The sequence below is a fragment of the Saccharospirillum sp. genome, assembly GCF_040881935.1.
In the GTDB taxonomy this organism is placed as follows: domain Bacteria; phylum Pseudomonadota; class Gammaproteobacteria; order Pseudomonadales; family Natronospirillaceae; genus Saccharospirillum.
This window is the reverse complement of sequence record NZ_JBBECH010000006.1, coordinates 32,100-44,676: the sequence shown is the minus strand read 5'-3', so window position 1 is coordinate 44,676 and position 12,577 is coordinate 32,100. Positions and strand designations below refer to the sequence as shown.

8 protein-coding genes are annotated in these 12,577 nt (G+C 56.1%); all 8 read right to left on the bottom strand.

Annotated elements, in window-relative coordinates:
• A partial coding sequence (locus tag WEB54_RS00670) for a hypothetical protein (protein ID WP_368052721.1) occupies positions 1-392 on the bottom strand: 392 nt, incomplete at its 3' end.
• Between the two features lie 167 nt (positions 393-559).
• The gene (locus tag WEB54_RS00665; RefSeq protein ID WP_368052720.1) at positions 560-1,846 is read right to left on the bottom strand and encodes a DUF4032 domain-containing protein; all 1,287 of its coding nucleotides are present in this window, start codon (positions 1,844-1,846) and stop codon (positions 560-562) included.
• Positions 1,847-1,963: 117 nt separating this feature from the next.
• On the bottom strand, positions 1,964-3,058 hold the full coding sequence (locus WEB54_RS00660) for an ABC transporter ATP-binding protein (protein ID WP_368052719.1): 1,095 nt from the start codon (positions 3,056-3,058) through the stop codon (positions 1,964-1,966).
• Positions 3,059-3,258: 200 nt separating this feature from the next.
• Complete coding sequence (malQ, locus tag WEB54_RS00655) at positions 3,259-5,454, bottom strand: 4-alpha-glucanotransferase (RefSeq protein WP_368052718.1); 2,196 nt, start codon at positions 5,452-5,454, stop codon at positions 3,259-3,261.
• A 222-nt stretch (positions 5,455-5,676) separates the two neighbouring features.
• Positions 5,677-8,895 carry a glycoside hydrolase family 15 protein gene (locus WEB54_RS00650; protein WP_368052717.1) on the bottom strand — a complete coding sequence of 1,073 codons (3,219 nt, stop codon included), beginning with the start codon at positions 8,893-8,895 and terminating at the stop codon, positions 5,677-5,679.
• Between the two features lie 95 nt (positions 8,896-8,990).
• Positions 8,991-9,626, bottom strand: a complete 636-nt coding sequence (locus tag WEB54_RS00645) for a bifunctional 4-hydroxy-2-oxoglutarate aldolase/2-dehydro-3-deoxy-phosphogluconate aldolase (protein ID WP_368052716.1) — start codon at positions 9,624-9,626, stop codon at positions 8,991-8,993.
• 52 nt (positions 9,627-9,678) lie between these two features.
• Positions 9,679-10,689: a glucokinase gene (glk, locus tag WEB54_RS00640; protein WP_368052715.1), complete on the bottom strand. Its 1,011-nt coding sequence runs from the start codon at positions 10,687-10,689 to the stop codon at positions 9,679-9,681.
• Positions 10,682-12,517, bottom strand: a complete 1,836-nt coding sequence (gene edd / locus WEB54_RS00635; RefSeq protein WP_368052714.1) for a phosphogluconate dehydratase — start codon at positions 12,515-12,517, stop codon at positions 10,682-10,684. Before edd ends, glk begins: the two co-directional genes overlap by 8 nt.
• Positions 12,518-12,577 lie beyond the last annotated feature (60 nt).

Below are 12,577 nucleotides of genomic sequence, written 5' to 3'. Positions count from 1 at the left end.
CCGAGGTGGTCGCTGACTATGCAGTAATTCGTGCCGCCCTTGATCATGTAACTCGGAACGTTGACTGTATCGTCGTACACGAACCGGGCGACGATGTTGTTATTTCCATCCAACTTCGCCACCGGATTCAACTGACCCTGGTACAGGAACCCTTGTTCTAAGGTTCCGTTACGGAGTTTACCAACCCGTCGGTTTTGGCCATCGATTATGTACTCCAGTTCGGTGCCATCCGGCAGCGTTACTTGTCGTAGGTTCGAGAGCGCATCGTAGCTGTACTGGGTGGTTTCGCTCGTGTCGGTGTTCAACTTTTCCGTCAGCTCACCGTTAGCCGTATACCGATATTCGCTGTCTTTATATTGGAACAGCCGATCCTGTGCATCATACTGGCCCACCCTGACACCATTCTCATGGGTTCTGAGCTGGTCAGAACCACCTCATATCCAGTATCGATTTGGTTCTGATCAAGCTCCCAGCCGCTGCCCAGGATGTCTTTATCCGATGTCAGCCGTCCGTCAGCATCGTATTGCAGATTCCCAGTAGGCCTGTTACGCACTGTTGGCTATCGTTGGATAGTTTTCACAAAAGGATCATCACCGGCTTTGAAATCGCCGGCTTTTCGACGTTTCAGCACGGTATTTATGTAATCGTCCGTTGCAACCGCCTGGCCAACATCTCGCCCCGCGGCCTGGCTCAGATACCAGCGATGTTCAAGAATTTCATGAAAGACTTCAGCGTCATCCAGACTGCCTTTCAGATCGCCGGGAATGCTTTGCAGAGTTGGGTTGAAAACCTCTGAAAGCCAGCGATAGGCCGCGACGGCTTCCGGCACATCGCGCCCTTCGTGCTCGGCCAAAAACGCCTTGTAACGACTGAGATCATTCAACATACGCCGCGCCTGATTCTCCTGAACTTGCAAACCAGTCAAACTGTTCAGGCGACGCCGGTGATGCCAGTGCTCAACCACGCGCGGTACCATACGCACACGTTGGCCGTCATCGAGCGTGGTAATTTCCATCTCCTCGACGTCAAACCCCAAATCATTCAGGCGTCGAACCCGTTGCTCAATCTTGAACTGGTCTTCGGGTTCGAAAATCTCGTCGTGGGTCAGTTCCTGCCAGAGCTTGTGGTATCGGTCGACAACGGAATTAGCCAGCTCAACCGGATCGGACCCCTTTGGCAATTGCTCGGCGGCTTCCAGGTCCATTAGATCACCCGCCAGGTTCAGTTCCGCCAGTTCCAGATCGTAGGCGCGCTGGCCATCGCTCAGGGTCGGGTAAATCTCACTGGTTTCAGCGTCGACCAGGTAAGCCGCCATTAAGCCTGCATCGCGCCGAAACAAGGTGTTGGACATTGAACAGTCACCCCAATAGATGCCACTGAGGTGAAGCCGGGCCAACAATTCAACCAGTGCATCCAGCATCTGCCCCAACTGCTGCTCGGTGATGCCCTGTTGAATAATGATGCGGTAGGGCAACGCCCCTTCCAGATAATGCGTTACCAGCAGAGCCCGGCCAGCCATATCCATGCTGTCGCCCACCAGATCGAAGCTCGACCGTGCCTGTGAGACGCCTTCATCCCGGTTCGTCACCAGACCAACTGGCTCGACCACGGGCAATCCCATCTCTTCCATTTCACGCAGTAAGTTGTACTCGTTGCGGGCGATGGGTGTCATTAACTCCTTGAGTGCATAAACCCGGCCTTTATTGCTGATGAACCGGACAACGTTACGATGGATACCACGTGCTACCTCTACGAATAGCTCCGGCGGCCACTGAGTCAGGTGCTTCGACCAGGGATAGCGCAAATCGGTAATGTAGTGAGTCGGCGAGTGAATCTGAATTTTCATGGCTGTTTCCTGAAACTGAAACAAAAAAACCGGCTTAAAAGCCGGCTTTTTATAGGGAACTGCTTATAGGCTATTATTTATAGTCTACTACGCGATGCTGTTCTGGAGATTAACCGTTCAAAGACGGTTGGTAGTTTCACCGTCAAAAATGTGCAGTTTATCGGCGTTCACATACAGCACCAGATCATCGCCAACCTTCGGTGTCTTGTGCACATCCATTTTAGCAACGATGGACTTGTCATCATTGGTCAGTTTGGAATGCACGACCACTTCGTGACCCAGGGTTTCGACGATTTGTGCTTTGGCTTTAATCTCGGCAACGTTGGTCCAGTCGTGTTCGCCCGCGGCACGAATATGCTCGGGACGGAAACCCACGTAAACCATCTTGCCTTTACGGTCATTGATAGCCGCTTTCCAGGCGTCCGGCGTATTGTAGGTGATGTCTGGATGCACCAGTTGAGTACCGTCGTCAGACACCGTCATTTTCAGGATGTTCATGTTGGGCGTACCGATAAACTGCGCCACAAAGACGTTTTGCGGGCTGTCGTACAGGTCCAGCGGGGTACCTACCTGGCGCAGGTTACCATCGTGCAAAACGGCGATACGATCACCCATGGTCATGGCTTCAACCTGATCGTGGGTTACATAAACCGAGGTAATGGCCAGACGCTTTTGCAGGTTGGCAATTTCAGCGCGCATGTGTACCCGAAGCTCGGCATCGAGGTTCGACAATGGCTCGTCAAACAGGAAGACAGAAGGCTTGCGCACAATGGCACGACCCAGTGCAACCCGCTGACGCTGACCACCCGACAGAGCCTTGGGCTTACGATCCAGCAGTGGCGTCAGCCCGAGTGTGTCGGCGGCTTCGCTGACCAAACGATCAATCTCGTCTTTGGGCAACTTGCGCAGGCGCAGACCAAAAGCAATGTTTTCATAAACCGACATGTGCGGGTACAGGGCGTAACTCTGGAATACCATGGCAACGTCGCGGTCTTTGGGGTGTACGTTGTTAACCACCCGGTCGCCGATATACAAACTGCCGTCAGTAATTTCTTCCAGACCGGCGATCATGCGCAGCGTGGTCGATTTACCACAGCCAGACGGACCAACCAGAACCATGAATTCTTTGTCGCGGATCTCCAGATCGAGACCCTTGATGATGTCTACGTCGCCGTAGCTCTTCACAACGTTGTCAAATTTTATGCTAGCCATCAGCTTCCACTCATTTTTGTCGTTATACGAACCCAGTGCCGGGGCAAAATGGATGCTTCGAGCGCCTTTGTAGTTTTCTTACAGGCAAATCCGACTCATCCGACGAATGTCCCCATTATAGACGTAATAATACTACCAAATGCAAGTACGAATCCGGCACTAACGCTGTATTTTACTTACAAACCGCTCTGGAATGGGCGTTAACCACCACCCCGTACTTGGTTCAGCCGCTGACAAAACGTCTCAATTGCCGGGTCAGCGAACAATTCGGCCAGCGGTTTAGTCAGTTTTCTGCGCCAGTTAGGGTATTCATCGCTGGTTCCTGGGATGTTGACCGGTGCATTGATCAGCATCAGGTCTTCCAACTGAACCGCTACAATTTGTGACCGGCAGGTGGCCAGGTGTTCGTGAATGGCCAGGCACAGTGGCAATGTCATCTCCGGCACCTGCTCTGCGTCGGAGGAGACGCCTTCTGGCAGGCGTTGGTAGTGCACCAGAGCATCAAGAATGGCCTGTTTGGCATGGGAACGGGCTTTACGCTCACCCTGGAAGTCTGCCTCGCTGGCAAACATGCCCAGTTGCTGGCGCAGGTCCAGATCAGACATAGCCCAGAAGGCGTACACCGTCGGCATGTCGTGGTTACAGACAATGGCGAGTGCCCGTTCGGCGTAGTCTTCCGGCGCGGTGCACACACCATCGGACATTTCGAAATAAAACACCTTGTTGGAATAAAGCTGGGCGCGCGGGAAGGTTTCGATGACTTCATCCGGCACGGTGCCCAGGTCCTCGGCGATAACCATGCACTGATTGCGCTGCGATTCGAGGTTCAGAATGCCGAGCAGGTCGTACAGATCGTAATAGACGTAGGCGCCATAGGCCGCCGATTCGCCCGGCGGGCACCACCAGAGCCGCAACAGCGACATGGCGTGGTCGATGCGCAGGGCACCGCAGGCGCGCATGTTGTTGCGCAACAGGGTGATAAAGGAATGGTAGCCTTCGGCCTTCAATTTGATCGGGTCAAAGGGCGGCAAACCCCAGTTCTGACCATTGGGGCCCAGGGCATCCGGCGGCGCACCAACAGCAGCATTCAGGCAGAAGCTTTCACGGTTGCCCCAGACTTCGGCCCCGCCGCGGTCTGCACCCACGGCGAGATCCCGGTACAAACCAATGCGCATGCCGCGACCTTTCGCCTGGCGATCAACCGCCTGGAGCTGCTCGTCGGCCACAAATTGCAGATATTGGTAGTAGCTAATGTCGTCGTCATGTTCGTCGGCAAACGCCTGCACCGCCTGACTGTGATGATTCTGATAGTCTTGCGGCCAGCATGGCCAACCCCAGGCCATGGGATCCTGTTTGCGAAAATGAGCCAGCAGGGCCTCAAAGGTGGCATGTTCACGCAACGGCTCGCCTTGCTGCTCGACAAACGCCCTGAACGCAAGATCCCGTTCGGTGCCCTGCCCCAAATGGTCGCGCCTGAACACCTGATACAGGTCTGACAGGGCCCGGTATTTAAGCGCACTGACACCGGTGTAATCGACCTGAGCCTGGTCACGCAGGCGCGCCAGTTCGGCTTGTTTATCCGCGCCGGACATCGTCTTTTGCAGTTCAGTGGCCCTCGGGTATTCAAGCACCTGCTCAATCACAACGTACAGGGGGTTAACGTAACTGCGATTCGACGGGCTGTAGGGGCTGGCGTGTTCCGGGCTGATCGGATACAGCGAATGGATCGGATTCAAGCCGATAACGTCGGCGCCCTGGTCGGCCAGGGTATCCACCAACTCGGCCAGATCGCCAAAATCACCCATGCCCCAGTTGTTGGCTGAACGCAGGGTATACAACTGAATGGCGGTGCCCCATATACGGTCACCGCGGGCCATGGTGTCCGGCTGGAAGCTGGTGGCCGGGGTGACGATCAGCGCGGTCTCGTCGGCTTTGCCAGCCAGCGACAAACTGATGCGATGGTAGCCCGTAGGCAGGTCGTCCGGCAGGGGTAATTCCAGGCGCAGATAGAGCGTATCGCCAATCCAGTAGTCACCGGTTTGCACCAGATCAGTTGGCTCAAAGCGCCCTTCCTGGGCGGGCAGATTGTGTTCGAAATCGACACGCCAGTATCCGGTCCGGTCGCGCTCTGCCCCGGTCAGATACAGGTTGAGGCTGTGTCCACGCAATGGGTTAATAACGACCACCGGCTCCAGACGGTGCTGCCATGGATGCTGGTCGAGGTGTGTTGCCCGCCGCCCCAGCCCGGCATCATCGTCGAGGTCGTAACCCATGGCGGCGAGAATACGCTCTATATTGGCCACATCGACTGCCGTGGTGGCGCCGCGGTAGTCCTGAAAGGTGGAGGATATATTTCGCAAGTGAGCAAGCTTGCAGACCAGCTCCGAATTCGCCATAGAAACCTCAGTCAAAGTGCCGTGCAAACCTGACCGGGAGCGAGTGCCTCATGCGCTAACTCTGATGACTGTTCGCGTCGCATGAACTTCCCGGCCCGGCCACCGATCTACCCAGTGTAGCGACCCTGAACCCGGTTTTCGCTTTCAGACTGCCCCGTACCGGAAGGATTTTACATCAGGAGGAATTCCGGCACGGAATGGAACGGCTATGGACTTACCCTGTCAGGCCATTTCCGGCGCATGCTCAACCAGATAGGTCAGCGATTCCAGCAGCCAGTAGCGGACCGACTCAGGCGGCGTCCGGTAAAACCCCTGCCAGGCTTCGCCCCGAAACTGATTATAGGCTTCAGCCTGACCGGCATGGTCTTGCTGCCAACTCAGTCGTACCGCGTGTGAGATCACCACGTCCAGAATCACAAAATCGTTCAGTTCCAACGCCGGGTTCGCCTCGGCAAAAGCGATCAGGGCTGCCAATGCCTCAACCGACATCTGGCGGTAAGCCGGACTCTCAATATGGCTCAGCAGACGCTCCACCAACTGTGCAAACTGAGGTTCGCCTCCGGTCATATGACTGGTCACCAGATCACTTTGCAGCCGACTGTGGGGATCAAACCGGTCGCCCAACACAATGCCCGGGCATTGCTGCAAAACCGACCAGAGCCGCTGATGGAAAGATTCAGCAAAGCGTGGCATCACCCCCTGCTCTTCGCGCCAGGTATGCCAGTCCGTCACTTCGCTATCAAGCGCAGCTGCCGATAGACCAGCCAAGGATGTATCGGCACGGTGCAGCACACCGGGTACACTGCGCAAATGCAGAGCTTCGGTGGAAAACAGCCGCCCCACCTCCTCGGTGTAGCTTTCCAGAATATCCCGTATCCGGGTCTGAATATCGAACGGGCTCATCGCCGCCAGGCGTTCAAAGGCCTGATCGGGTTCCAGCGCCGCTTCCAGGGCAAAGCGGCCCATCATCAACTGAGCCAGATGGCCGGGTCGAATGGTCATCATGCCGTCGAACAACTCAGGCTCGCCGCGCATAATGACCGATAGAATCACCAGTATTTCCTGGTTCAGAATAGCCTCGCGTACATCAGCGCCGCAGTTCTGACGAATCAGCGCCAGGGTGTCGCGATTACTGAGCGGCATGCGAATCAGCCCCTGATCCGAATAGGCCCGGCCTACATTGATAATTCGCTGACGCGCCAGGATTTCCGCCACCGAGTCTTCCAGGCCACCCCAGTATTTGCCGAGCACACCAGCAGCCTTGCGCAGTACGCTCCATTCATGGCGACAACCGGCTTTGCGGTACACCTCTTCCAGCAATACTTTGACGGTTACTCTCGGGCCGAGACCCGGCTCGAAATCAAGCCCGTGCACCTGTGCCCAGTCGGTCACGATGTCCATCTGTTCGCGCAGATTAGTGCTTTGCTGCAAGCGGTAACGTTGCTGCTCAAGACTTTCTGCCGGTTCCAGCAGTGACAGGGCAGTAGGCTGCGACGGCTGGCAATGGTCTGCGTTGGGTAGCCAGTTTTTGCGGCGTAGTCTAACCAGGCTCAGTGCATCGGGTACGTAATAATCGTTCAGATCATCGATGCGTTCTGTACCGACGTCATCCAGCAGTTTAAGAAGGGGGCCGGTACGCACGGTCACGCCGTTGCAGGTACCACCGGTCAGTTCCGCCACCAGATCGAAGACGGCATCGGCATCCATCGCCGAGGTCATGGTTTCGGTCAGGTACAGCATCATCAATGGTTGTTTATCCTGGTTCCAGTGCCGGCTGATGTACTTCAACTCAGCCTGCACTTTCTCGCATAACAAGCGGTTATCAGACGCCAGATAAAAGGTATCCCGATTCTGAAACTGGGGCAGAAACACACAGCTTTCACCGCCCAATTGGTAGAGTTGTGCGGTGGCCAGTGATCGCGGCCGGCGTTGCGGGCGACCGGTTAACCCCAGCGTCCGGTTCTGACCGACCACGTTAAATACCCGCGCCAGTTCCAGCGGTGGTAATACCCGTACCGGGTCCAACTGATCGACGGTCTCCGACCAAAGGCCGCGCGCGGCCAGTCGATCTTTCACCGAATCGTTTTCCGCCAACAACCCAACCAAAACCGGCGACCGCTGTTTGCGACCGATGCGTTGGTGCGCCGCCACCGGATCGAGTTCATCCGTTGTGACCAGGCCTTCATGCACCAGGCACCCGAGTACATAGAGCGATTGAGTCCACACCAGGGGGACATTGGCATTGGCAACGCGTGGCTGGCTACCGGGGTCGGCGCGTTCTGCATCAATGTGATCCTGGTCGACGTAATACAGTTCCGGCAACAGCAATAGACCGTCTTTTTCGACGCGCAGTTCATCCAGCTTTTGGCGGTAATCGTCGCTGCATTTCATGTCTCCGGCGAACAGCGCGTCCAGATACAGAAAGGCAAAAAACAGCGGCCACTCTGATTCTATGTTTTCGAAATTGCGCAATTCTTCCGGTTCGTAGTGCAACCGGTTGTGATCTTCAAGAACGGTCTGGTGGCCATCGAGCAAAAAACGCTTGCAGCCGTAGCGGCCGGCCAGCTTGTCCAGGATGTGCTCACGGGTGGTGTTCACCAGGCTCTTTTTTTCTACGGCAAAAGCCGGGTAGCCGATAACCGACAAACAGGCGGCATCGACTTCCTTGGACAAGGATTCTCGCGGTAACAGGTTTTCCAGGGTGGTTCGGCAACGGGCAATCTCGTCCGGTACCACATGAATCACGCCCCGATAGCTGTGGGCGTCATGCAACAGGTTCAAACCACGCATTGCCTGCAGGGCGGCCTTTACCATACCTACCGAAGATGCGTTGATTTCAACATGGCCATTGTTGATTTTGTTGCCGCGCTCCCAGATGCCGTAATCCGGTGTGCGATAGCCTCGGCCAATGTACCAGACCAGGTTCTGAACGAAATTCACTTCGTCGACCGTGTGTATCAGCCGCAAACCGGAGCGTGTCATCTGGGCCAACATCAATAGAAAAATCGAGGTGGCATCCAGTTGCAGGTGACCCCATTTGTCGTCATCGACCACTACGTCACCACTCTGGGTACCGTATTTGGCGTGCAGTGCATCCATCGGGTTCTGGGTGTACTTGAAGCGCTCCACCTTGTGCGACTGACGCAGCATCGAGTTCAGCAGGCCCCGCATCAGCCGGGTTACGCAGTCGCCCAGGTATTCGGTTCGCCCCGGGTTATGGTTGGAACGGCGATACCCGAGCCATAAGCCCCAGACTGCCTGCACCGAATAGACGTTATCCCGCACCCAGGCATCGGTGTAATCACCGTGCCCGTTTACGTCCGTACTGGCCGGAAACAGACCGGTATTGGCATCCTGCCGACTCAGAATGGTCGCGTAAACTTCATCGAAATACTGATCAAGGCGCTCATTGGCGCCCAGTTCGCTAGTGGCTTCGGTCATACACTGACACTCCAGGATGGGGCAGTACAACGACCCATTCCGCAACCTTCATGCCGAACGGGTACAGCGCTCATCACTCTTTAAACCGAAGGAGGCTACGACTGCTTCGCCAGCTCACAGGCTTCACGAGCAAGCTGCTCAATGCGGTCCCAGTCGCCCTGATTCAGGGCATCGGCAGGTACTATCCAGGAGCCACCGACACAGACCACATTGGGCAGCGCCAGGTACTGAGTAAAATCGTTGACGGAAATGCCTCCGGTCGGGCAAAACTGAACATCCGGGAAAGGGCCGGCAAACGCCTTGAGTGCGGACACGCCACCCGATGCGGCTGCCGGGAAGAATTTGAAATGTTCATAACCCATTTCCAGCCCCTGCATCATTTCCGACACACTGGCGATGGCGGGCAAAAACGGCATTGAAGTTTGCTGACCGGCTTCGAGCAGCCGGGGGGTCGCCCCGGGGCTAATCGCAAAATCGGCACCAATGGCTTCCAGTTGCTTCAACTGATCAACCCGCGTGACGGTGCCAGCACCCACAATAATGCCGTCTACTTTTTTCATTTCGGCAATCACGTCGATCGCCGCACTGGTGCGCAAGGTGACTTCCAGTACCGTCAGTCCGCCCGCTTTCAGGGCACGGGCCAGTGGCACAGCATCTTCAACACGGCTAACGGCCAGCACCGGCATAACCGGGAAGGCACGTTCAAGAATTTCCTGGACTTGATAGGTCATAATCTTCTCTCTGCTAAAACGGGAAGTACCCCATTCCGGTGTTGTGTACCGGTCAGGCGGTTACTTTATTCAATCGATGATTCAATACCGCTGCCGACCCCAGTAAACCGGGCTGTCTGGCAACGACGACGTAAGTGGGAATCGGCTGGTTAAAGCCACTTAACCGACCTTTGGCCTCGAACCGGGAGCGGAACTGGCTGGCCTGAAAATAAGTCAGAAACCGCGGTACGATGCCGCCAGAAATATACACTCCCCCTTTGGCGCCCAGTGTCAGCGCAACATCACCGGCATAGCTGCCCAAAATGGCGCAAAAACGAGCCAGTGTTTCTTCGCACAGAGCATTGGTTTTATCCAGTGCACGCGCCGAAATATCGGGTGCTTTCAGGCTTTCTGCCGCCACGCCGCGCAGATGACACAGCGCCTGGTATATGTTCTCGATACCCATACCTGACACCAGTCGCTCAATCGATACCCGTTCATATTTGGTAAGCAGGTAACTCAGGATGCCAATTTCGACGTCATCGGTGGGCGCGAAGTGAGCATGCCCTCCTTCAGCCTGCAAAGTCACCGGACCGCATTCGCCAAAAGCCAGGCCCGCCAGGCCAAGACCGGTTCCCGGGCCGGTCACTGCCATCGGCAAACCCTGTACGGCTTCGCCACGCCCAACTTTCACCAGGCCATCGCTGCCGAGCTGGGGGATGGCATTGGCCAGGGCGTTGTAGTCGTTCACAAACACCAGGGTTTCAAAACCGAGCGTGGCTTTCAGCTCGCTGACTTTGAACGACCAGGTATGGTTGGTCATGGTGATCTGGTCCTGATCTGTTGGACAGGCGATCGCCATCACCGAGTGTTGAGGCCGGTCGTAACCGGATGCCGGTCCTGCCAGATAGGCCAGAATCGCATCGGCTATGGTCTCGTATTCGGCGCCATTCAGCGCAGCCACGGCGACCAGATCCTGCTCGGTTAGAGGCAACCCGACCAGAGGATCGAAATGCTTGATCGGTGCCAGAGCAAAGCGTGCATTGGTGCCGCCAATGTCAGCGACCAGTCCGTATTCAACCATTGCTTACCTCGGAATCTTCAAACCGGAATACGGTTGCACCCTCTTCTGCGGTGCTGACCGCACTGCGCATATGGCCAAAGAGCTCTCGGCCCACGCCGAACTGATTGGCCGAAAGATCACCCAACACCGGGGTGCGCGCGGCGAATTCAGCCGGGTCGACTTGAATGTTCAACTCACCGGTATGGGCGTTGAGTTTAATCATGTCGCCGGGCTGAACGCGAGCAAGCGGACCGCCCTCACTGGCCTCTGGCGAGAGATGAATCGCGGCGGGCACCTTGCCGGAGGCGCCACTCATGCGGCCGTCGGTAACCAGCGCCACCTTGTAGCCTTCATCCTGCAACACGCCAAGTGGCGGAGTCAGTTTATGCAATTCGGGCATGCCGTTGGCTTTTGGCCCCTGAAAGCGAACTACAACCACACAATCTCTGTTCAGATCGCCAGCCTCAAACGCCGCCTGCAAATCGTGTTGGCTCTCAAAGATGACCGCCGGGGCTTCAATGTGCTGATGCTCTTTTTTTACGGCGGATACTTTAATAACGCCGGTGCCCAGGTTGCCTTTAATAACATGCAGGCCACCTTCAGGGCTGAACGGGTTACTGACCGGGCGAACGATGTCTTCATTGAGCGACTTGCCAGCGCCCGGTTTGAACACGATCTCATCGCCTTCCTGAAAAGGTTCTAGCGTGTAGTTGCGCAAGCCCTGTCCCATGATGGTGTTGACATCATCGTGCAGCAAGCCACCGTCGAGCAGTTCACCGATCAGATAGCCAAGGCCACCGGCGGCATGGAAGTGGTTCACGTCGGCCATACCGTTGGGATACACCTTCGCCAGCGACGGCACTGCACGAGACAGATCAGAGAAATCTTCCCAGGTCAGAATAATACCGGCGGCGCGTGCCATGGCGATCAGGTGAATGGTCAGATTGGTGGAACCACCCGTGCTGAGCAACCCAACCAAACCATTAACAAAGGCTTTCTCGGTAAGCACATCATAGAGCGGTGTGTACTGACCGTTCTGCTTGGTGATGCGCACCGCCTGCTGTGTGGCTTCACGGGTCAGCGCATCGCGCATGCTGTTTTCCGGATTAACAAAACTGCTGCCAGGCAAATGCAGGCCCATGAATTCCATCAGCATCTGGTTAGTGTTGGCGGTGCCGTAAAAGGTACAGGTACCGGCACTGTGATAGGAATCTGATTCAGCTTGCAGCAACGCATCGCGCCCGACCTTGCCCTGCGCATATTCCTGCCGAACACGGGCTTTTTCGCTGTTGGGCAAACCGGATGGCATAGGGCCTGCCGGTACAAACACCGTGGGCAAATAGCCAAAGCGCAAAGCGCCCATCACCAGGCCCGGTACGATCTTATCGCAGACACCCAGATACAATGCCGCATCAAACATGTTGTGTGACAGGCCAATGCCAGCCGACATGGCAATGTTGTCGCGGCTAAACAGGCTCAGTTCCATGCCCGGCTGACCCTGAGTCACGCCGTCGCACATCGCCGGGGTGCCACCCGCAACCTGCGCCGTACAGCCCATTTCGCGGGCAGCGGCCTTGATGATGCCCGGAAAACGCTCGTACGGATGATGCGCACTGAGCATGTCGTTGTAGGCGGTGACGATGCCGAGGTTGGCGGCGTTCATCATCTTGATGGTGTTTTTCTCGGTTTCCGTGCAGGCGGCAAAGCCATGGGCCAGATTGCCGCAGCTGAGCTGCTTGCGGTCCGGAATGTTATCGCCTGCGTGTTTCATGCGCGACAGATACAACTGGCGCGAGGCGCGACTGCGTTCGATGATGCGTTCAGTGACGCGGTTCAATTCAGTGTTCATAGTCAACTCCAGTTTTGAAAGTGGCTAAAGACCAGTTAATCGACCATCCCGGTTACGCGA

Excerpts from the sequence above, each read along its gene's own strand:
- WEB54_RS00645 (WP_368052716.1), bottom strand. The coding sequence starts at position 9,626 with ATGACCTATCAAGTCCAGGAAATTCTTGAACGTGCCTTCCCGGTTATG.
- WEB54_RS00665 (WP_368052720.1), bottom strand. The coding sequence starts at position 1,846 with ATGAAAATTCAGATTCACTCGCCGACTCACTACATTACCGATTTGCGC.
- malQ (WP_368052718.1), bottom strand. The coding sequence starts at position 5,454 with ATGGCGAATTCGGAGCTGGTCTGCAAGCTTGCTCACTTGCGAAATATA.
- glk (WP_368052715.1), bottom strand. The coding sequence starts at position 10,689 with ATGGTTGAATACGGACTGGTCGCTGACATTGGCGGCACCAATGCACGC.
- edd (WP_368052714.1), bottom strand. The coding sequence starts at position 12,517 with ATGAACACTGAATTGAACCGCGTCACTGAACGCATCATCGAACGCAGT.
- WEB54_RS00650 (WP_368052717.1), bottom strand. The coding sequence starts at position 8,895 with ATGACCGAAGCCACTAGCGAACTGGGCGCCAATGAGCGCCTTGATCAG.
- WEB54_RS00660 (WP_368052719.1), bottom strand. The coding sequence starts at position 3,058 with ATGGCTAGCATAAAATTTGACAACGTTGTGAAGAGCTACGGCGACGTA.